Here is a 21,513-nt window from a genome sequence, read left to right on the forward strand (position 1 = left end):
TCGGAGCCGGGCTCAGGCCGCGAGCCAGGCCCGGGGCGGGCTCAGGCCGCGATGGGCAGCTTGAACCAGATGCGCTTCCCCGCGCCGAGCGGCTCCGCGCCCCACTCCTGGGAGAGCTGCTCCACGATGAGGAGCCCGCGGCTGCCCGCGGAGGTCTCCGTCGGCGTCCTGCGGTGGGGCAGGGTGCTGGAGCTGTCCTGGACCTCTATCTTGAGCTGCTCCTGCGAGCAGTCGCCGTTGAGCCGGAGCAGCCGTGCCGTCAGCATGGCGTCGCCCTCGGTGTGCATCACGGCGTTGGCGATCAGCTCGTTGGCGGCCGTCACCGCCGCGTCGCACATCGTCCCCAGACCCCAGTGGGTCAGCGTGCTGCGCAGCATCTGCCGCGCCTGCGCGGGCGCCTTGGGGTCGGTGTTGGTGACCAGGCAGCTCCAGTGGCGCCGTTCCTCGGGGTGGCGGGCGCCGGTGAGGCCCACGAGCAGCAGGGCGACGTCGTCCTCCTGCCCCTGACGTGACTCGATGGTGGCGACGATGTGCTCGGCCAGCTCGTCCTTGTCGTTGGGGCCGCCGCACAGGATGCTCTCGATCTGGTGGACCCCTTCGTCGATGTCCATGCCGTGGAACTCGACGAGCCCGTCGGTGCACAGCAGCAGCGTCTCCTCCGGGCCGATCTGCAGGCTCGTCGGCGGATACGGGGTGTTGCTGCTGTACTGCGGCAGGCCGAGCGGGAGGCCGCCGTGCACGTACGGGCGCGAGCACCGGCCGTCGGCGTGCCGCACGAGCGGGCCGTGGTGTCCGGCTCGGACGAACTGGGTGCGGCCGGTCACCGGGTCGAAGTCGGCGTAGATGCAGGTCGCGAAGCGGTCGGTGTCGAGGTCGTGCAGGAACGCGGAGGCGCGGGCCATGACCGTGGAGGGTGGGTGGCCCTCGGCGGCATAGGCCCGCAGGGCTATGCGGAGTTGGCCCATGACCGCTGAGGCGTGGACGTCGTGGCCCTGTACGTCGCCGACGACCAGCCCGACCCGGCCCGTCGGGAGCGGGACCACGTCGTACCAGTCGCCGCCGATCTGGTGGCCGTTGCGGGCGGGGCGGTAGCGGACGGCGATGCTGGCCCCGGCCACGTCGGGGATGTTGGCGGGGAGCATGGCCTGCTGGAGGCCGACCGCCATCGCGTGCTCCTCGTCGTACAGCACGGCGCGCTGGAAGGACTGTGCGGTCGTCGCGCCCAGGGCGAGCAGCAGATTGCGCTCCTCGGGGCTGAACTCGCTCCTGCCTTCGTAGACGATGGCGATGGCGCCGATCGTCTGGGCCTGGGCGATCAGCGGCAGCACGGCCGCCGCGGTGCAGTCCTTCGACTTGCAGTACGGGACCAGCATCGGGAAGCGCTTCTCGGTCTCCTCCCGGTTGATGAAGAGCGGGGTCTCGGTGCAGACCACGTGGTTGGGCGGGAGCGGGGTGTCCAGGCGCGTCACGCTGGTGCCCTCGATGAGTTCGGGCGCCATGCCGCAGCTGCCGACGATGCGCAGCCGGTCGTTCTCGACCAGGTAGAGGGCGATGCTGACGGCCCCGATGCTGTCCAGGAGGTCGGCACTGGTCAGCGCGTCCACCACGTCCTGAATGGTGAGGGCCTGGGAGAGCACGCTGGTCGTCGCCTGCACGACGTCGGTCTGGCGCTCCCGGTCCTTCTCCAGCGTCGCCTGCTGCGTCAGATGCTCCAGCTCGGGGCTGGCGTCGCGGACGATGCCGACGATGCGCAGCGGGCGGCCCGTGACGTCGCGCTGGATGTGCCCCTGGGTGTGCGTCCAGCGGATGGAGCCGTCCTTGCAGATGACGCGGAAGTAGGCGCCGTAGTTGTCGCGGTGGGCGATGGCGTCCGCGACCAGCTCCTTCAGCCCCTCGACCTCCTCGGGAACCATGTGCTGGGAGAGGGTGTCGGTGCGGTCGTCGTACTCGCCCGGCGCGAAGTCGAAGACGGACATCGCGCCGGCGTCGAGCAGGAATTTGTCGCTGTCCAGATCCCACAGGAAGCTCCCCATACCGTTCAGGGCGAGCGCTTCCGGGAGTTCCTCCCGGAGATCGGTCCCGGGCTCCTCCAGACGCATGGTCTGCGGGGCTATGTGGGGCGGTTTCAGAATGGGATGGCTCGTCATGAGGTCTCCGGGCCTCGGGTCATACAGGAGTACTCCGATCTACCAGAACACATATCGATACGCTCGTACAGATGGATTTAGGGACAGATCGGCTCTACGCCTGAAAATTTAGGGCGATCCGACAAAGAGATCCACGGTCCGCCGCGGGATGCGCATCTCGCATCGCGGACCGACGATGGGATCACGCGGTCCCGACGCGCGGACGAGGAGGTACCCGGGTGTGCCCCCACGATCCCGGTGGTGACGGCGCCGACCCGCTCCTCGACAAGGCCGCCGCCGCCCTCGCCGCGGACAGCCCCGAGCAGGTGCTGCGGCAGGTGCTGGGCGGCACCCGCGCGGGCGTCGCCATCCTCGACCCGCGGCTGCGCTTCGTCTGGGTCAACCCCGCCTTCGCCACCATGGCGGGCATCCCCGCCATGAACCTGGCCGGCCACACGCTCGCCGAGGTGGCTCCCGGCATCGAGAGCCGCACCGACGTGCTCCGCGAGGTCCTCGCGGACGGCAGGCCCCGCGAGGCGATCACCAGCGGCCGCACCCGGTCCGAGCCCCCGTACGAGCGCCGCTGGTGGCACGGCGCCTACCACCGCCTGGAGACGGACGGCCGGGTGACCGGCATCGTCGGCGTCATCCTGGAGGTCACCGGCTCCCAGCGGCAGCAGCGGGACCTGGAGCAGGCGCGCGAGCGGCTGTCCCTCCTCGACGCCGCCGCGACACGGATCGGCACGACGCTCGATATGGACATGACGTGCGCGCAGCTCGCCGACTTCCTCGTGCCGCTCCTCGCGGACATGGCCACGGTCGAGCTGCTGCCCACCGACGCCCCGGAGGGCCGGCCGCTCGGACCGACCCGTGACCTGCGGCTGCGACGGGCGGCACTGTCCGTCGTACCGGCGCTGCTCACGGCCGTACCGCACTTCGGCAGATCGGGCGAGTTCGTGGTCCACCCGCCCGGCTCGACCGTGGCCCGGTGCCTGGAGACCGCGAAGCCGGTGCTGCAGAACCTGCAGTCCGACGAGGAGCTGAACCGGTCGGCACCCGAGGAGGGGCGGCTCGCCGCCTACCGGGCCGCCGGCATCCACTCGACCCTCGTCGTACCGCTCACCGGCACGGAACACCCCATCGGCACCGTGTCCCTCGCCCGGGCCGGGGACTCCCCCGCGTTCTCCGAGGAGGACGCGGTGATCACACAGGACCTCGCCCGCCGAGCGGCGATCAGCATCGGCAACGCCCGCCGCTACGCCCGCTCCCAGGGCATCGCGCTGGAGCTGCAGCGGGCCCTGCTGGCCGAGCCCGGCAGCCCGCACCCCAACCTCGAACTGGCCTCCCGCTACCTGCCGTCCGGGAGCAGCGCGCTGGTCGGCGGCGACTGGTACGAGACGGTGCGCCTGTCGTTCGGCAGGACCCTCCTGGTCATGGGCGATGTGATGGGGCACGGCGTCGAGGCGGCCGTCGACATGAGCTACTACCGCTCGACGCTGCGCTACGTCTCGGCGACCGACCTGCCGCCGCACCGGATCCTGCGCCAGCTCGACGCGACGGTCTCCGGCAGCGAGTCCGCCCGTCCCGCCACCTGCCTGCTCGCCCTCGTGGACCCGACGCGCGGCCAGTGCTCCTTCGCCAGCGCGGGCCACCTGCCCCCCGCCCGGATCCTCCCCGACGGCACCATCGAGCTGATCGAGCTGCCGAACGGGCCGCCCCTGGGCACCGGCTTCGGCGGATACGAGCCGGCCACCCGCGACTTCACCGAAGGACAGGTGCTGCTCCTCTACACCGACGGGCTCGTCGAACGCCGGGGCGAGGACATCGACGCCTCCCTGGCCCGCCTCGCCGCCCTGCGGCTCCCGGCCACCGCCGACCTCGACACGATCCTGGACGAGGTGCTGCGGAGCATGGCGGGCGAGGCCGCGGAGGACGACGTGGCGGTGCTCGCCGCGCGGGCCCGCCCCGCGTCGGGCAGCAGGGCGGAACAGGCGTGACGCCCCGGGAGCCGGGCGAGGACGGGGCGCCAGGGCGAGGGCGGGGGTGCGGCCCAGGCCTCGCTCCCGGGCCGGGGAGCGATGAGTTCCGCCCGTACGTCCCGTCCTACCTGCATGACGACAGCCATCGGCAGGACGACGACAGCACCCGACGCGACCGCGGTGCCGCACCGGACGAAGGGCGAGGCCTGAGATGACCACCGTGCTCGATCTGGAACCGCCGGCCCGCAGCGTGGCGCGGCTGCTGGACCGCATCACCGACGACCAGCTCTCGGGGCCGACGCCCTGCCCCGACTACTCCGTACGCGATCTCCTCGGGCATCTGGTCCACCTCACCGCCGCCTTCCGGGACGCCGGGACGAAGACCCGCAGCGCGGCCACCGGCACCGACCCGGGCAGCGTCCCGCCGCCGGGCCTGGACGGCGACTGGCGCACCCGCCTGAGGGAGCAGCTCGACGAGCTGGTGACGGCCTGGCGGAACCCCGGGGCGTGGGAGGGCATGACCGAGGCCGGCGGCTTCACCTTCCCGGCCTCGGAGGCCGGGAAGGTCGCGCTGAACGAACTCCTCATCCACGGCTGGGACCTCGCCCGTGCCACCGGACAGGAGTACTCCTGCGACGACGCGACGGCACGAGCCTCGATCGACCTCATGGCGCCGACGGACCCTGAGGCGAGCGACGGCATGTTCGGGCCGGCGGTCGCGGTGCCCGAGGACGCGCCGCCGCTGGACCGGGCGGTGGGACTCAGCGGCCGGGACCCGTCCTGGTCACCGCACGCGGCCTCGCGCCCGTCGTCACCACGCTGACGGGCGGGACGGCTCGGCCCCGGCCGCTGCGCCTCGCGGGCGGCCGTACGGCTCACCCCTCGTCGTACGGGTGGAAGCCACGTCCGCTCTTCCGCCCCAGCAGCCCGGCCTCGACCATGCGCTGGAGCAGGGGCGGCGGGGCGTGGAGCGGCTCCCGGTACTCCGCGTACAGGGATTCGGCGATCGAGGCGACCGTGTCGAGGCCGATCAGGTCGGCGAGCTTCAGCGGGCCCATGGGGTGGGCGCAGCCCAGTTCCATGCCCGCGTCGATGTCCTCGGCGGTCGCGAGTCCGGACTCGGCCATACGGATCGCGGAGAGCAGATACGGGATGAGGAGGGCGTTGACGACGAAGCCCGCGCGGTCCTGGGAGCGGATGACGGTCTTGCCGAGCCCGGCCGTGGCGAAGTGCTCGGCGGCCGCGACGGTGCGCGGGGCGGTGTGCAGCGAGGTGACGATCTCCACCAGCGGCATCACGGGCACGGGGTTGAAGAAGTGGAGGCCGACGACGCGGTCGGCGTGCTGTGTCGCCATCCCGAGGCGCATGACGGGGATGGACGAGGTGTTGGTGGCCAGGATCGCGTCCGGGTCCTCCACGATCTTGTCCAGGGCGGCGAACACGTCGGCCTTGACGTCCGCGTTCTCCACGACGGCCTCGACCACGAGCTGACGGTCCGACAGGTCGTTGAGATCCCCGGTGAAGGTGAGGCGCGCCAGGGCCGCGTCCCGCTCGGCGTCGTCCGCCTTGCCGCGCTCGACGGCGCGCCGGAGGGATGCGGCGACGCGCTCGCGCGCCGCGCCCGCGGCGGTCGCGTCGGCCTCGCAGACGATCGTGTCGAGCCCGGCGCGGGCGCAGACCTCGGCGATCCCGGCGCCCATCTGCCCGCCGCCGACGACTCCGACGCGCTCGAGGGAGGTGGTCATGACTACCCCTTTCCGTCCGTCCTGGTTTCCTCTGGTTTCTACCGTTCTGGACGGAGAGGAGGGGTGTGCCACGCGCGGAGGAGAGCGGGGGCGGCGGCCGACGGTACGGGCGGCACGCCGTGGACGCCGGTACACGCGGCACGCCGTGGACGCCCGGTGTCCGGTCACGCGGCGTCGTGGAAGACCAGGCCGAGGGTGTGCCGGGTCCCGGAACGGATCGCGCTGACCCCGTGCCGCACGGGCGACGCGGACCAGCCGCGGGCCGAGCGGACCGGCCGGTCGCGGGTGGTGAAGATCAGCCCGTGGCCCTGCCGCAGCACCGTCGCCGTGCCGCGAGACTGGGCACGGGGCCGCTGCTCGACGAGCAGGAACTCGCCGCCGGTGTAGTCGGCGCCCTGCTCGTCGAGCCCGATGACGACCTGCAGCGGGAAGACCAGATCCCCGTACAGGTCGCGGTGCAGGGCGTTCCAGTCGTCCGGGCCGTAGCGCAGCAGGATCGGCGTGGGCCGGGTCTGCCCGGCCTCATGGCACATCTCCAGCCACTCCCCCAGGCTGTCGGGCCAGGGCGCGGGACGGCCGAGCCGCGATGCCCAGTCGCGGGCGACGGTCAGCAGATGCGGGTAGAAGGCCTCGCGCACCTCCCGTACGACATCGGGGAGCGGGTTGCCGAAGTACCGGTACCGGCCGGAGCCGAAGCGGTGGCGCGCCATGTCGACGGTGGAGCGGAAGCGGTCGGTCTCGTCGTACAGGCCGGCCAGCGCCCGGCACTGGGCCGGGGTCAGGACGCGGGGCGTGAGCGCACAGCCGTACGCGTCGAGTTCGGCGGCCAGCGCCGGCCAGTCGGCCCGGCCGACGCGGTCGCGCGGCGCGAGCCGGGCGCGGGCGGTCGCGGTGTCCGGGGCCGCGGCGCTCATGACGCCTCCACGGTCGCCCCGGCCACTGTGCTTCCGGCGGCTGGGCGCCGGGCCGCGGGGCTTGGCGTCACGGCGGGTCCGGCCGGGAGCGCGCCTTCGAGATCCAGCAGCGTCCGCTTGCGCTCCAGGCCGCCCGCGTAACCCGTCAGCGAACCGTCCGCACCGATCACCCGGTGGCAGGGGCGCACCACGAGCAGCGGGTTGGCACCGATCGCGGTGCCGACCGCGCGAACTGCCGCGCGCGAAGCGCCGATCGAGGCCGCGAGCGCGCCGTAGCTCGTCGTGGCGCCGTACGGGATCTCCTCCAGCGCCTTCCACACCCGCTGCTGGAAGTCGGTGCCGCGCGTGGTGTGCTCGATGTCGAACGCGGTGAGCCGGCCGTCGAAGTACGCACGGAACTGCGCGGTGATCTGTGCGAAAGCCGCCGGGTCGTGGCGCCGGCCGTCCCCGATGAGGGCGCCGCCCTTCTGACCCGGTACGGACACCGAGGCGAGCGCGGTCCCGCCCTTCGCGGTCGCCGACTCCTCGCCCACGAGCAGCAGTTCGCCCAGCGGGCTGTCGATCGTCGTGTAGACCGTCATCGGTCCGTCCTTTCCTTGCCGTTCGTCGGTCCGGGTACGAGTCTGCGGCGGCGGGCCGGGACTTTCCGGCGGGATTCGGACGTCGCCTTCCCGCGACCCGGCCCTGGTCACCGCCGGTCCTTCCGCCCGCCCGCGCCCACGGCCACAGCTTTGGCGGTCATCGGTTCCGGTGCGGTAGCGGTGGCCGCTGCCGCCTGCCACACGTGGTGCATGGCGTACGTACGCCACGGCCGCCACGCTGCGGCGTCCGCGGGTGTCGCGCCGATGCGGAGCAGACCCGCGCGGATCCCGGCGTCGCCGGTCAGCAGGACGTCGGGGTCACCGAGCGCGCGCATGCGGATGTATCCGGCGGTCCAGGGCCCGACGCCGCGCAGCGCGAGCAGGTCACGCTCGGCTTCCGCGCGGTCGGCGCCCGGGTCGAGGCTCACGGTGCCGTCGGCGAGCGCGGCGCCCAGGGTGCGCAGGGCCGCCCTGCGGGACTCGGGCATGCCGATCTCCTCCAGCGAGGTCCCCGCGAGGTCGGCGGCGCGCGGGAAGAGACGGGTCAGGCCGCCGTCGGGGACCGGCAACGGCTCCCCGTACGCCTCGACCAGCGCACGGCCCAGCCGCTGTCCGGCCGCCACCGACACCTGCTGGCCGAGGACCGCGCGGACGGCGAGTTCGTGGCCGTCGGCCGCGCCGGGTGCGCGCAGGCCGGGGCGCCGGGCCACCAGGGCGGCGAGTGCCGGGGAGTCGCCGAGGCGGGCGGCCACCGCGTACGGGTCGGCGTCGAGGTCGAACAGGCGCCGTACGCGCTGGATGGCCGTGGTCAGATCGCGCAGCTCGGTCAGGTGCAGCCGGCAGTCCAGCCAGCCGCCCTCCCGGTGCCGGGGCACGCCCGTACTCCCGCCCGGCCGTTCCCTCACCTCGGCGATCCCGCTGCCGTGCGGGAGCCGGAGCGTACGGCGGTAGGTCCGGGCGCCGGGAGCTCCGGTGACCTCCTCGATCCCGGGGAGGGCCCGCCGCTCCAGGTAGTCGAAGAGTTCGGTGGACGCGTACGGGCCACGGAAGGCGAGCCGGAGCGGCACACCCGCTCCCGTCGCACCGTCCGGGCCCCTCTCGCCGGGGCCCGCCGCCCGCCCGGGGCCCGCCGCCCGCAGTCCGCGGGGCGTGATGCCGTAGATCTCCCGGATCGTGTCGTTGAACTGCCGCACGCTGGCGAATCCGGCGGCGAAGGCGATCTCGGCCGCCTGCAGGCCGGTGGTCTGCAGCAGGACGCGGGCGGTGTGGGCGCGCTGCGCGCGGGCGAGCGCGATGGGGCCCGCGCCCAGCTCGGCATTGAGCTGCCGCTGCACCTGGCGGGTGCTGTAGCCGAGCCGCGTGGCCAGGCCGGCCACACCTTCCCGGTCCACCACACCGTCGCCGATCAGCCGCATCGCGCGGCCGACGACATCGGCCCGGGCGTTCCACTCCGCGGAGCCGGGCACCGCGTCGGGGCGGCAGCGGCGGCAGGCGCGGAATCCGGAACCCTGGGCGGCCGCCGCGGTCGGGAAGAAGGTCACGTTCCTGCGCTTCGGAGTCGTCGCCGGACAGCTCGGCCGGCAGTAGATACCGGTCGTCGAGACGGCGAAGAAGAACTCGCCGTCGAATCTCGCGTCCCGGCTGCGCACGGCTTCGAACTTGCTGTCCTCACTCATCACAGGGTCCAGTGTGTGCCTGCGCCGGGCGGGGAGCTGGCGGAAATCGGACATGACGGTACGGGGACCCGGCGGCGGGACGGGACGGGGCTCCGCGGTGTACGGGCAGGGGCCCGGCGTGCGTACGGGGCAGGAGCTCGCGGAGTGCACGGGGGCTCCGGACGTGGCTGCCGGGGAGGACTTCCGTTCGGACCGGGACCGGCCGCCGCCCGCGCGTCCCGGCGACCGCGAATGGCCGCGCTGCTCATCCGATGTGATGACTCGCTGATCCTTTCGGCGCATCGTCACGCAACCCGCGACCCTCTGCGCCCTTTTGACTGGGTGCCATGTCCGCTGAGAGGCGGCGGATTCCTTGCTGAAGGAGAAGACATGTCACGCATGGTCAAGACCTTTGCTGTTGCCGCGGCCGCGGCCGCGCTGGTCTCGGGTGCCGCGGGCAGCGCCCTCGCCGACTCCCACGCGAACGGGGTGGCCGCCGGATCACCGGGCATCGGTTCCGGGAACGTGCTCCAGCTCCCCGTCAACATCCCGATCAACCTCTGCGGCAACACCCTCGACGGTCTGTTCAGCCCGTCGATCGGCAACGTCTGCGTCAACGGCGACGTGGACCGGGACCGCAACCGCCACGACGTCCGGAACTAGGCCAAGTAGGGCCGTTCCCGGGAGGATCGGCCGGCCGCGAGTAACACCGGCCGGTCCCGGGATCGTCCTCACCGCCGCAGAACACAGGGGTGGCCCCCCGCACGTGCGGGGGGCCACCCCTGTGTGGTCCGGGTGCCGCCATGTGTCGCCCGGGCCAGCCATGTGTCGTCCCGGTCCCCGCCCGCGCGCTCAGCCGTCCTCCGCCGGTACCAGGCGGAGCAGCAGCAGTGCGGTGTCGTCGGTGCGGTCGCCCGAGGGCTGGGCGCATTCGATGAGCCTGTCGGCGAGTTCGTCGAGTCCCGCGTCGCCGGCCCGTGCGAGCGTCTCGACGAGATGGGCGAGCGTCCGTTCCTCGTCCGCGCCCGGCGCCTCGATCAGGCCGTCGGTGTAGAGGGCGAGCACGGCGCCCGCCGGCAGCGGGATCTCCAGGGTCGGGTAGCCGGCGTCGCGGTCGATACCGAGCAGCAGCCCGGGCGGCGGGGAGAGGATCTCGGTACGGCCGCCGGGGTGGCGCAGCAAAGGACGGGGATGACCGGCGGACGCCATCCAGGCCCGTTGCCGCCGCAGTTCGATGTGCACGTAGAGGCAGCTCGTGAACAGCCCGGGGTCCAGATCGGTCAGCAGGCGGTTGGTGCGCGCCAGGACGCCGTCGGGCGGTGCGCCGGCGACGGCGTGGGCGTGTACGGCGGTCCGCACCTGGCCCATGAGCGCGGCCGCGGTCACGCTGTGGCCCTGCACGTCACCGATGACGGCGCCCGCGGTCCTGGAGTCCAGGCGTATCAGGTCGTAGAAGTCGCCGCCGATGTCCAGGCCGCGGGTGGAGGGCAGATAGCGGGCCGCCACCTCCAGACCCGGCACGTGGGGCAGCTCGTGCGGGAGCAGCCCGGCCTGCAGGGTGCGCGCGAGCTGGTGCTTGGCGTCGTAGAGCCGGGCACGGTCCAGGGCCTGGGCGATCAGCCCGCTGAGCGAGCTGAGAGCCGCGCGCTCGTCGGGGGTGAAGGGGTGCGGCGCGTCGTACGACACGAGCAGGCAGCCGACCGTACGGCCGGAGGCGATCAGCGGCAGGAACGCCCAGGCGGCCATGGAGGCGTGCGCGGCGGCGAGCGCCGGGTACGCCTCGGCCAGCTCCCGGTGGGAGTCGTAGAACGCCGGCTCGCCCGTGGTCAGGGCGCGCACGCCGGGAGTGGGCGAGCTCAGCGGGGTGCCGTCGAACGCCTCCAGGATCTCGGGCGGGTAGCCGCGGGCTCCGACGACGTGCAGCCGGCCTCCCTCGGCGACGAGCAGGGCGAGCCCCTGGGCGCCGAAGGCGGGCAGGAGCTGGTCGGCCACGAGGTCGGCGACGTCGCGTACGCCGACGGCCTCCGTCAGCGCCCCGGCCAGCAGCATCAGGTGGTAGATGGCCCCGACGCGGGTGGGAGCGGCGCTGAGCCCCGCCTCGGGGAGGTCCCGGTCGCCGGGGCGGTCCCGGTCGCCGGGGCGGTCCTCGACGCGGGTGGGCGTGATGCGCACGCTGATGCCGGTGGCGTCCGGGTAGAGCTGGAAGAACAGTCCCTGGCCGTCCGGCCGCCGGACGGTGAAGGACGTCGCGCGGCGGCTGAAGACGGCGGCACGGTAGCGGTCCTCGTAGACGGGGTCGGCCAGCCACGGCAGCGCGTCCCACAGGCGCGATCCGGTCAGGGCGGCGGCGGGCTCGCCCAGCAGCTCCGCCGCCGCGCCGCTGACGAAGGTGACCCGTCCCTCCAGGTCCAGGGCGCATCCGCCGCCGGGGAGGCGTTCGACGAAGTCGACGGCGGCCTCCGCCTCGGCCCTATCCACCGGCATCGGGCGGAGCTGGGGCAGCACCCGCGGCTCGTGCCCGGGCAGCAGCGGCCGCCCGGCCTCGGACGCCTGCCGCAGCAGGCCCGCGAGGCGCTCGCAAGCGCTCTCGATCGCGGCGCGCTCCGTCGAGTTGAGTGACTCCGGGTGCGAGCCGGGCCAGAGGAGCAGCAGCGCGCCCCAGGTGGAGGTGTCGGTGGTGACGGGGGCCGCGGCCAGGGCGAAGTGGTACGGGAGGACGAGGGCGGCGCGTGGGTAGCGGCGGGCCAGCTCGCCCTGGGCGGCGACCCAGATCAGCCGCCCTTCGTGCACCGCGTCGGTCACCGGGAGCGGAGAGGCCAGGCCCACGCGGGACCACGGCGTGGCGAACTCGCGCGGAACCCCGGTCATGACGTCCAGGCCGAGCATCTGCCGCCCGGGGACCAGCAGATAGACCCCGCCGGCGTAGGCACCCGCGTCACGCACGACCTCGGCCAGGATCCGGTCCAGCAGTCGCCGCGCGAAGTCCGGACCCGGGGGCTGTGCAGCGTGGCCCATATGCGGACCATACGCCCGGGACAGACCGAAAGCACCCGGTCCCCAGGGGTGGGGCGGACGAGCCGGTACGGGCGCGGGGCGCCGCTCCCGGGCCCGTACGCCGCCGGGCCCGTACGCTCCCGGGCCCGCACGCCGCCCGGCCCCTCGCCGTACGGCTTCGGCCGCCGCTCCCCCGCCACCCGTCCCCGCCGCTCCGTCGCCGTGCGCCCGGCGCGCGGCCTGGGACACTGGGCGGCAGCCGTGCAGGTGCAGGTGCGGTCGTGAGAGGCAGGAGCGCGTGGATGCGTGAGATCCTCCCGGCGCTGAGCCGCTGGTACGAGGCCGGGGCGACGTTCGGCCTGGCCACCGTCGTCTCCGTAAGCCGCAGCGCGCCGCGTGATCCCGGGGCGGCGATGGCGGTGGGCCCGGACGACGAGGTGGTCGGCAGCGTCTCCGGCGGCTGCGTGGAGGGCGCCGTCTTCGAACTGGCCCAAGAGGTCGTGGCGTCGGGCGAGGCCCGTCTGGAGACGTTCGGCTACAGCGACGAGGACGCCTTCGCCGTCGGCCTCACCTGCGGTGGCGAGATCACCCTGCTCGTACGCCCGGTGTCCCGGGAGCGCGACCCCTGGTTCGCGGACGTCGCCGGGGCGGTCGCCGGCGAGCGGCCGGTCGCCGTGGCGACCGTGCTCGACGGGCCCGCCCCGCGCGGCGCCGCGCTGGCGGTCCGGCCGGACGGCGTGTCCGGCACGCTCGGGACAGCCGGCCTGGACGTCGCCGTTTCCGCGGACGCGCGCGGCGAGCTGGCGCAGGGCGCGACCGGGCAGCGGCACTACGGGCCGCGCGGCGAGCGGCGCGAGGACGCCGTGACGGTGTTCCTGCAGTCGTTCGCCCCGCCGCCGCGGATGCTGGTGTTCGGCGCGATCGACTACGCCGCCGCCGTGGCCCGCATCGGCGGCTTCCTCGGCTACCGGGTCACCGTCTGCGACGCACGCCCGGTCTTCGCGACGCCCAAGCGCTTCCCCGAGGGTGTCGAGGTGGTCGTGGACTGGCCGCACCGGTTCCTTGCGAACACCGCGACCGACGAGCGGACGGTGATCTGCGTCCTGACCCACGACCCCAAGTTCGACGTGCCGCTGCTGGAGGTGGCGCTGCGCACGCCCGCCGCGTACGTCGGCGCCATGGGCAGCCGCCGTACGCACGACGACCGGCTGAAGCACCTGCGGGAGACGGGCGTCGGGGACGCGGAGCTGGCGCGGCTGCGGTCGCCGATCGGCCTGGACCTGGGGGCCCGTACGCCCGAGGAGGTGGCCGTCTCGATCGCGGCGGAGATCGTCGCCCTGCGCTGGGGCGGCAGCGGCGCGGCCCTGACGGACACGGACGGGGCGATCCACCCGCCCGGTACGGGACCGGGCTGACGGACCCGGGGTGACGGGGGCAGGAGATGGCGGGCCGGGTCCGGCGACGCCCGTCCGCGCAGCAACAGATCCTTGGACGCGAGGAGTTCGGCGGCGTCGTCCGTGCGCCAGGGGCGCAGGGGGTCCGGGGCGGAGAGCCCGGGGCGGCCATTGCCACGTCAGCGAGCCGGTGGAGTCCGAGCCTCGGCCCCGCGCGAAGTGCCTTCCCTCGTACGGGTGTTCACGCGCGCGGCCGGTGGAGGCGGAAGGCTCCCCGGCGGCAAGCACCGGGCTCGCGCCACGCCGGGCCGCGGGTGGTACGAGGCGCGCCCGGTGTTGTTAGATGGCCTCAACGGGCTTGACGTGCGGGCGAGATGGGAGCGGGCGGTCTCATGGGGGCGATGAAGGTTTCGGTGGTCATCGAGTCCGACGGGATCGACCTGCAGGAACTGGACGCGCTGACCCGGAGTCTGGAGCAGGAGCTCGCCCTGCTCGACGCCGCCGACAGCGTGCAGCGCCCCGAGGTCGAGTCCCTCCCCGAGGGCGCCAAGAGCGGCACCGTCGTGACCATAGGGACGCTGATCGTCAGCGGTGTCTTCTCCCGTGCCGCTCTCCAGGCCCTGGTGGGGCTGGTCGGCGAGTGGCGCAAGCGCGCCGAGGCGCGCCGGGTCGAACTGACCGAGGGCGACGACTCCCTGATCGTCGAGGCGCTCTCACCCGGCGAGCAGCGCGCGCTGATCGAGGCCTGGATCGAGCGTCGCTCCACCGAGCGGTGACGACCGCCGGAGCCCGCGCGGGACTCATGGGCCGCTCACCTCAGGCCCCGCCCCCGTACGGCAGGCAGGACCGCGCCGGCGGATCACCCGTACCGACGTACGGCAGGCATGACGTCCGGAGCCGGTCATGACGCGGGCCGCCCTCCTCATCGCGACGACCGAGTACGTCGACCCGGGGTTGCGGCTGCTGCGCTCCCCCGCCCAGGACGCCCGCCGCCTCGGTGCGCTCCTCGACGACCCCTCCATCGGATACTTCGACCGCGTCACCATGCTGGTGAACGAGTCCAAGGCGTCCGTCGAGGAGCACATCGAGGAGTTCTTCCGGAACCGCGCCGCCTCCGACACCCTGCTGCTCTACCTCTCCAGTCACGGCATCCGCGACAAGCACGGGCGGCTGTTCTTCACCACGGTGAGGACGCGCCGTGAACTGCCGGACTCCACCGCGGTGTCCGCCCGGTTCGTCGAGGAGCAGATGAGCCGCTGCCGCGCGTCCGGCAAGATCCTGCTGCTGGACTGCTGCTACGGCGGCGCGTTCGTGCAGGGCATGGAGCCGTTCGCCGCGGAGTCCGAGGAGCTGACCGCACAGGCCGCGGGCAAGGGCACCTATGTCATGGCCGCCTCGGACGTCCTCGAATTCGCCTACGAGGGCGAGCAGATGAAGCACCGCTCGGGCCCGTTCCGGTCGGTCTTCACCGAGGCTGTCGTGGACGGTCTGACCACCGGACGGGCGGATGCCGACAACGACGGTGTGATCACCGCGCACGAGCTGTTCGCGTACATCCAGGCCCATGTGCGGGAGACCGGCGTTCCGCAGACCCCCACGGAGTTCACCTCCGGCGTGCAGGGGAACATCCCCGTCGCCAAAGCCGCGCTGTGGCACCGCGGGGCGGGTACGGACGCCGACCCGTTCGCCGTGGACGGCCTGCCGCTCGGCGAGCTGCTCCCGGCGCTCGTACCGACCGAGGAGCGCGGTCTGTGCGCTCCCGACTGGCCCCCCAACGGCTCGTTCGCCGTGCCGATCGGCCGCATGTACGACCCGGCCCAGGGACTGCAGGAGACCCTCACCGTGGACCTGTCCGGAGGCGCCGCGCACGTGGGCGTCGTCGGCGGGATGTGGAGCGGCAAGACCTCCGTCCTGCGGACGCTGGCCTGCTCGCTGGCGCTCACCCACTCGCCCGAGGAGATGCAGATCTACGCCCTGCACGGGGAGCCGGACGGCCTGGCGCGCCTGACCGGCCTGCCGCACGTGGGCAAGGTCGCGGACTACGCGGAGGGCGAGGAGGTCCGCGAGCTGGTCGAGGGCGTCACGGCGACGCTGGACCGGCGCGAGCAGCTCTGCGCCCAGCTGCGCGTCCGCTCGCCCCGCAGGTTCCGGGCCCTGCGGATGCGGGGCGAGCTGCCGGAGGAGCGCAACGGGGAGATCTTCCTGCTCATCGACTCCTGGCGGGAGTTCCAGACCCGGTATGCCGAACTCGCCCGCCAGGTGCTCCGCGTGGCCCAGCAGGGCGCGTACTACGGAGTGCACCTCGCCGTCTCCGCCGGCCGCTGGCAGGACTTCCCCGAGGACCTGGCGCTGCATCTGACCACCTGGATCGAGCTGGCGCTCGCCGCCCCCCAGGAGTCGCGCATCGACGCGGAACTCGCCGGCGGCATCCCGCCCGGCGGGCCGGGGTTCGGTCTGACGCGGGGCCGCCGGTACGTCCGTATCGCGCTGCCGACCCTGGCCGATCCGCGGGCGGAGGAGGACGCACCGGCGTCGGGTGCGAGCGCGAACTTCCTGAGCGGCACAGCAGGCATGGGCGCGGGCGGGGGCAGCGGGGGCGCGGGCGCGACGGCCTTCGACGACGAGGCCGTCGGACTGGACCGCCTCGTCGGGCGGGTGGCCGAGTCCTGGACCGGGCCCAAGGCGGCACCGCTGGACACCCGCCCGGCACCGGCCTCCACGGGCCCCGGCTTCATGGACCTGCTGGACGTGGACCCGCTGATCGTCGAGCCTGCGCGTACCGAGCCGACGGTCGGGGGTCCGGCGGGCACCGATCCTTTCGGCGGGACGCCGGTGAGCACCACGCCGGTGGGCGCCACGCCGACGGCCGTGCACGCGGCCACGCCGGTGGACGGCGAACCGGTGGACGAGGCCAGGGCGGAGACCGATCCGCTGGACGCGGACTGGATGGACGCGGACGAGCCGGTCACCATACGGCTGGGGACCGTCCGGCCGGGCGCGGACGAGCCGGTCGCCGATGCGCTGGACACGGACCGGCGGGAGACGGACGGACCGCCCACCACCCGGCCGGAGACGGACGGACCGCGCGCCACCTCGCCGGAGACGGCCCGGCGAGTGACCGGCCGAGCGACCACCCCGCCGGGCGCCCGCTTCCCGGGGCCCCGCCTCCCGGTACCGGCCTGGGCTCCCCGACCCCCGGCCCGCCAACTGACCGTGCCCCTCGGCGTCGACCCGACCGGCAAGCGCGTCCTCCTCGACCCCAAGGCCGCGGCGGACGGCGGCTGGGGCCCGCACGGCCTGCTGCTCGGGGCGACGGCCTCCGGCAAGTCCGAGCTGCTGCGCACCCTGGTCCTGGGGCTGGCCTCGCAGCACTCCCCCGAGGACGTCAATTTCTTCCTGCTCGACTACAAGGGCACCGCCACGTTCTCCGGCCTCGACCGACTCCACCACGTCACGGCGGTCGTCGCCGACCTGGAGGCCGAACCCTCCCACGCCGAACGCCTGTCGGCCGCCCTGACCGGCGAACTGCAGCGTCGTCAGGACGTCCTGCGCAGCGCGGGCAGCTACGCCTCGCGCACCGACTACGAGAAGGCCCGCGCCGCCGGAGCACCCCTGGAGCCGTTGCCCGCGCTGTTCGTCATCGTCGACGAGTTCTCCGAACTCCTCACGGCCCACCCGTGGTTCCTGGACCTCTTCGTCGCGATCGGCCGCGTGGGACGGTCGCTCGGGATCCATCTCCTGCTCTCCGCCCAGCACATCGAGGAGAGTGCCCTGAAGGGTCTGGACACCTACCTCTCGTACCGGATCGCTCTCCGGACGGGCTCGGCGGCGGTGTCGCGGGCGGCCCTCGGCACGCCCGACGCGTACACGCTGCCCGTCCAGCCCGGCGGGGGATATCTCAAGGTCGGCCTCGACAGCATGACGCGCTTCCAGGCCCCGTACGTCTCCGGGCGCGTGCGGCCGGACAGCGAGGAGACGGTCTACGACACGGTGATCGACCGGATCGCCGGGCTCGGCCCGCTCGCCCATCAGGTCCTGCTGCCGCCGCTGGACGCACCGCCGACGCTCGACCGTCTGCTGCCCGTCCACACCTGGCGTTCCGGGAGCGGCGGGCCGGCGGTGCCGCACTCCGCCGGTCATCTGCGCGTCCCTGCCGGAGTGGTCGACCGCCCGTTCCAGCAGCGCCGCGACGTGCTCCACCTGGACTTCACGGAGAGGACCGGGCATCTCGCCATCGTGGGCGGCCCGTTGAGCGGCAAGTCGACCCTGCTCCGCACGCTCGTCTGCTCGCTCGCCCTGACGCACACGCCGCGCGACGTGCAGTTCTACTGCCTCGACTTCGGCGGCGGCAGCTTGCAGAGCCTCAGCGGCCTGCCGCATGTCGGCGGAGTCGCCTCACGCCTCCAGCCCGACCAAGTGCACAGGACCGTCGCCGACATGACCGCTCTGCTCGACCGGCGGCAGCGGGAGGCGGCCGAGCCGGGTGCGGACTCCCACACCCCTTGGCGGCGGCGACAGGGGACCGCCGGCACCGGGGCGCCGGCGGGAGATCCCTACGGCGACGTGTTCCTCGTCGTCGACAACTGGGCGGTTCTGCGCGAGACCTACGAGCAGCTGGAGCCCGCGGTCATCGATCTGGCGGCACGCGGGCACGCCCACGGCATCCATGTCGTCATCACCGCGACCCGCTGGATCCAGGTCCGAGCGGCTGCCCAGGACCTGTTCCCCGTACGCCTGGAGCTCCGCCTCGGCGACACCTTCGACTCGTCCATCGACGGCGGGGCCGCGGCCGGCGTCCCCGAGGGGCGGCCCGGGCGCGGACTGGCCCCGGACGGCGCGCACTTCCTCGCGGCGCTGCCGCGGATCGACGGCGAACCGGGGGACGAGGGGCTGACGGCCGCTGTCGAGAGCCTCGTCACGGAGGTCGCCCGCGCCTGGTCCGGCCCGCCCGCCCCGCCCGTACGGCTGCTGCCCGATGTGCTGCCCGCGGATCAGCTGCCCGCACCCTCGGGCGACCGCATCGCCATCGGTACCGACGAACAGTCGCTGGCACCGGTGCACCTCGACTTCGCCAAGGACCCGCACTTCGTGGTCATCGGGGACAGCGAGAGCGGCAAGTCCAATCTTCTGCGGCTCATCGCCGAGGGGCTGGTCACCTCGCTCCCGCCGGAGCGGGCCAGGCTGATGGTCGTCGACTACCGCCGTTCGCTGCTCGACACCGCCGTCACCGAGCACCGCATCGCGTACGTCGCGTCCGCCTCGGCGCTCGGCCGCACCATCGACGATGTCGTCCAGGCGCTGCAACGGCGCCTCCCGGGACCGGATGTGACGCCGGAACAGCTCCGGTCGCGCAGCTGGTGGACCGGGCCGGACCTCTATCTCCTCGTCGACGACCTCGACCTCGTCACCACGACCTCGGCCGACCCGCTGCACCCCCTGGCCGAGCTGCTGCCGATGGCGCGCGACATCGGCTTCCACCTCGTACTCGCCCGCTCGTTCGCCGGCGCCGGACGGTCGATGTTCCACCCGCTCATGCAGCGGCTGCGGGAGATGGGGACACCCGCGCTCGTGCTGTCCGGCACCAAGGAGGAGGGGGAGCTGTTCGGCGTGCGGCCGCGTCACCTTCCGCCGGGCCGGGGCCAGTTCGTGGACCGGCGCGCCGGAAGCCGCCTGATCCAGACGGCGCTGCTCACGCCGGAGGACGCCTAGGCTCCCTGGCTCTCTCCCGCGTCCGGGAACGTGTCCGGAAACGGGCGGGACCCGCCGGTCGCGCCCCCGGCGGGTCCCCTCTGCTGACGTACGAACCGCTGGTACGAGCCTTTCCGTACGCGCTGTCCGTACGAGCCGTTCCGTACGCGTCCTTCCCTCCGTACGGCTCAGCTCGCCGCCGACGCGGCCGACTGCTGCTGCGCCGAACCGTCCGCGGCCCCGCTCTCCTGGCTCTCCGGGCTCTCGGCGCGCACCGTGCGCGGCAGCAGGACCCGCTCGGCCAAGTACCCGAAGAGCAGGCCGAATCCGGCCCACAGCAGCGCCTGGATGGCGAAGGCCGCCATCCGGAACTCCCACAGCACGGTGGCCGGGAAGTCGGCCGGCGTCTCGTCGACCACCGGCAGGAAGACCATCGCGAGGGCGACCGTCCCCACGAAGGCCGCCGATGCGGTGATCGAGGAGTTCCAGTTGCCGAGGCGCGGAGCGAGCCTGCGTCCCAGGATGATCGCACCGATGGCGAGCAGCACGGTGAGCGCGATCATGAGGAAGAACAGCGCCGTGCGCTGGTCGAGCGTCTCCGCGTCGGTCGAGGCGGGCGGATTCGCCGGGTACTTCAGGAACGGCACCAGACAGGTGGTGACGAAGGCGCCTCCGGCGACGAGCGCCGCCGTGGCCCGCGGCCCGAAGCGCCCGATGCGCCCCAGGGCGAAACAGAACGCCAGCGCCGCGATGCCGCCGACGGCGATACCGAAGACCAGGGTTCCGGTGGCCAGGCCCGCGGTCGACTGGACGGTACGGCTGACCAGTTCGACGCCGCCGTGCTCGTGGGAGTGGGACTCCTCGTAGGCGATGGCGGCGTCGACCGAGGGTTCACCGAGGAGATAGGCGAGCGCGAAGGCCGGAATTCCGGCGATGACGCCCGCGAGCATGCCGCGCACCAACAGGGTGCGGATGGTGACCGAGTTCATGTGTGCGCTTCCCCACTCAGTGGCAGGGGAAGCCGAGAAGGTGCCGGCCGTCGTGCACCCACTCGTGGACGCCCTCCCCGGAGAACACCGCGAAGACACCCTGCTCGGCGCCGACGAAGTACAGCAGGACGAGCATGAGGACGCCGACGAACGCGGCCCAGGGCAGGATCGCCCGGACCGGCAGCGGCGCTACGGCAGGCGGTTGAACAGGGGTGGGGGCAACGGCGGACTGGGCCATGGCGAGACCTCCTCGGGAACACGCGTCCCGTCATCGTGTGGAGCACGCGACGACGGAGCGTGGGTCTGACTCACCGGCGGCGACCCCTCGGGGAGTTGCTGCCGCTCGGCACACAGTGGCGCGACCGTGCCGGATTTTCACCGGACTTCCGTACGCACCGTCGTCCTTTCGGACCAGACGGTACAGCCACCTGTTCCGCCGGCCAATACCGGCCATGGGCCAACGGTCCCCGGCCGGCGCGCGGAACGGGCGGGACGATCACCGAGCCGTACGGGTGTGACGATCACCGGGCGGACCGCGCGGGACGGCCAACGGCCCGCCCCCGTACGCCGACCGCCGACCGTCAGGCCGGTACGCGGGCGGCTGCTGCCCCTCCGCGTCACGCCGGGCGGTCCCGGGCCGCCGCCCGCTGCCCTTCCGCGGACCGTGACGTACGGCACGGCCGTTCACTACCATCACGGCGCACCGCCCCGGAGGCCCGCGTCACCTCGGACGCGTCACCGCGCGGCGGAACCCCCGGCGAAAGGACCCTCCCATCACCCTCCGGATGACCCTGATCTCCCCCGCGAGCAGCGACGCTCTCGGCGACGCGCGGTTCGACGACGGCAGCCCGCTCGACGACCGCGGGGTCGCGGCGGCGCGCGCCGCCGCGGCATCCCTTCCCGCGCGCCAATGGCGCCAGTTCTGTGCGCCGTCCCCCCGCTGCCGGCAGACCGCCGACGCCCTCGGGCTGAGGGCGGACGTGGAACCCGCCTTGCGCGACTGCGACATGGGTGCCTGGCGGGGCCGCACCCTCCATGATGTCGGCCGGCACGATCACCACGCGTTCAGCGCCTGGCACCAGGACCCGGCCCACGTGCCGCCGGGTGGCGAGTCGAGGCTGGACTTCGGCGAGCGCATCGCCGCATGGCTCGACCGGACGCTCGCGCTCGCGCAGTCCGCCCGGATCGAGGGGGACGAGGTGGCGCGGCGTGGTGGCCGGATGGTCGTCGTGGCCGAGCCCGGCGTGATCCGGATGGCGGTGCTGCACGCGCTGTCCGCACCACCGGAGGCGTTCTGGCGCATCGATGTGCCGCCGCTGTCCGCGACACATCTCGTCGGGCGCGGGCCACGGTGGAACCTCCGCAGCGGCCCCCTCGATCCGTAGTCCGCGGCTCCGGAATCCCGCTCCTTCCACGGCAACTCCGTTCCGCGACGACCCGGTCACACC

Annotated in this window: 15 protein-coding genes and 1 riboswitch; of the genes, 7 read left to right on the forward strand and 8 right to left on the reverse strand. The window is 73.5% G+C overall.

Annotated elements, in window-relative coordinates; all coding sequences use genetic code 11:
- Positions 1-41: 41 nt before the first annotated feature.
- Entirely contained in the window at positions 42-2,147 is a 2,106-nt protein-coding gene (locus tag ABZ822_RS24290; RefSeq protein WP_360857951.1) for a SpoIIE family protein phosphatase, read from the reverse strand.
- Positions 2,148-2,365: 218 nt separating this feature from the next.
- Between ABZ822_RS24290 and ABZ822_RS24295 the strand changes: the two genes are divergently transcribed.
- The gene (locus ABZ822_RS24295) at positions 2,366-4,123 is read left to right on the forward strand and encodes a SpoIIE family protein phosphatase (RefSeq protein WP_360857954.1); all 1,758 of its coding nucleotides are present in this window, start codon (positions 2,366-2,368) and stop codon (positions 4,121-4,123) included.
- Between the two features lie 193 nt (positions 4,124-4,316).
- Positions 4,317-4,928, forward strand: coding sequence for a TIGR03086 family metal-binding protein (locus ABZ822_RS24300; RefSeq protein ID WP_360857957.1), 612 nt, complete (start codon positions 4,317-4,319; stop codon positions 4,926-4,928).
- Positions 4,929-4,980: 52 nt separating this feature from the next.
- On the opposite strand, the gene ABZ822_RS24305 is transcribed toward ABZ822_RS24300, so the two are convergent.
- The 4 genes from ABZ822_RS24305 to ABZ822_RS24320 form a co-directional block, all read right to left on the reverse strand.
- Positions 4,981-5,850 (reverse strand): 3-hydroxybutyryl-CoA dehydrogenase, encoded by an 870-nt coding sequence (locus ABZ822_RS24305; RefSeq protein ID WP_360857960.1) that lies wholly within the window; start codon positions 5,848-5,850, stop codon positions 4,981-4,983.
- Positions 5,851-6,014: 164 nt separating this feature from the next.
- The gene (locus tag ABZ822_RS24310; protein ID WP_360857963.1) at positions 6,015-6,764 is read right to left on the reverse strand and encodes a 2OG-Fe(II) oxygenase; all 750 of its coding nucleotides are present in this window, start codon (positions 6,762-6,764) and stop codon (positions 6,015-6,017) included.
- Positions 6,761-7,345: a methylated-DNA--[protein]-cysteine S-methyltransferase gene (locus ABZ822_RS24315; RefSeq protein WP_360857966.1), complete on the reverse strand. Its 585-nt coding sequence runs from the start codon at positions 7,343-7,345 to the stop codon at positions 6,761-6,763. Before ABZ822_RS24315 ends, ABZ822_RS24310 begins: the two co-directional genes overlap by 4 nt.
- A gap of 107 nt (positions 7,346-7,452) precedes the next feature.
- Complete coding sequence (locus tag ABZ822_RS24320) at positions 7,453-9,021, reverse strand: AlkA N-terminal domain-containing protein (RefSeq protein WP_360857969.1); 1,569 nt, start codon at positions 9,019-9,021, stop codon at positions 7,453-7,455.
- A gap of 369 nt (positions 9,022-9,390) precedes the next feature.
- Between ABZ822_RS24320 and ABZ822_RS24325 the strand changes: the two genes are divergently transcribed.
- Positions 9,391-9,663 carry a chaplin gene (locus ABZ822_RS24325; RefSeq protein ID WP_360857972.1) on the forward strand — a complete coding sequence of 91 codons (273 nt, stop codon included), beginning with the start codon at positions 9,391-9,393 and terminating at the stop codon, positions 9,661-9,663.
- Positions 9,664-9,852: 189 nt separating this feature from the next.
- Here ABZ822_RS24325 and ABZ822_RS24330 read toward each other — a convergent pair whose 3' ends face one another.
- Entirely contained in the window at positions 9,853-12,015 is a 2,163-nt protein-coding gene (locus ABZ822_RS24330; protein ID WP_360857975.1) for a SpoIIE family protein phosphatase, read from the reverse strand.
- 281 nt (positions 12,016-12,296) lie between these two features.
- On the opposite strand from ABZ822_RS24330, the gene ABZ822_RS24335 reads away from it, so the two are divergent.
- From ABZ822_RS24335 to eccCb, 3 genes are all read left to right on the forward strand, one after another.
- The gene (locus tag ABZ822_RS24335; RefSeq protein ID WP_360857978.1) at positions 12,297-13,409 is read left to right on the forward strand and encodes an XdhC/CoxI family protein; all 1,113 of its coding nucleotides are present in this window, start codon (positions 12,297-12,299) and stop codon (positions 13,407-13,409) included.
- A gap of 380 nt (positions 13,410-13,789) precedes the next feature.
- Positions 13,790-14,164: a hypothetical protein gene (locus ABZ822_RS24340; protein ID WP_360857981.1), complete on the forward strand. Its 375-nt coding sequence runs from the start codon at positions 13,790-13,792 to the stop codon at positions 14,162-14,164.
- A 127-nt stretch (positions 14,165-14,291) separates the two neighbouring features.
- Positions 14,292-19,097 (forward strand): type VII secretion protein EccCb, encoded by a 4,806-nt coding sequence (gene eccCb / locus ABZ822_RS24345; RefSeq protein WP_360857984.1) that lies wholly within the window; start codon positions 14,292-14,294, stop codon positions 19,095-19,097.
- 167 nt (positions 19,098-19,264) lie between these two features.
- Here eccCb and ABZ822_RS24350 read toward each other — a convergent pair whose 3' ends face one another.
- Both ABZ822_RS24350 and ABZ822_RS24355 read right to left on the reverse strand, forming a co-directional pair.
- Positions 19,265-20,065: a CbtA family protein gene (locus ABZ822_RS24350; RefSeq protein ID WP_360857987.1), complete on the reverse strand. Its 801-nt coding sequence runs from the start codon at positions 20,063-20,065 to the stop codon at positions 19,265-19,267.
- A gap of 16 nt (positions 20,066-20,081) precedes the next feature.
- Positions 20,082-20,303, reverse strand: a complete 222-nt coding sequence (locus ABZ822_RS24355; RefSeq protein WP_360857990.1) for a CbtB-domain containing protein — start codon at positions 20,301-20,303, stop codon at positions 20,082-20,084.
- Positions 20,304-20,352: 49 nt separating this feature from the next.
- A riboswitch (adenosylcobalamin (AdoCbl) riboswitch) is annotated at positions 20,353-20,467 on the reverse strand.
- A gap of 383 nt (positions 20,468-20,850) precedes the next feature.
- On the opposite strand from ABZ822_RS24355, the gene ABZ822_RS24360 reads away from it, so the two are divergent.
- Positions 20,851-21,450, forward strand: a complete 600-nt coding sequence (locus tag ABZ822_RS24360; RefSeq protein WP_360857993.1) for a histidine phosphatase family protein — start codon at positions 20,851-20,853, stop codon at positions 21,448-21,450.
- Positions 21,451-21,513: the final 63 nt, after the last annotated feature.

The sequence above is a fragment of the Streptomyces sp. NPDC047108 genome (genome assembly GCF_040643575.1).
Lineage (GTDB): Bacteria > Actinomycetota > Actinomycetes > Streptomycetales > Streptomycetaceae > Streptomyces.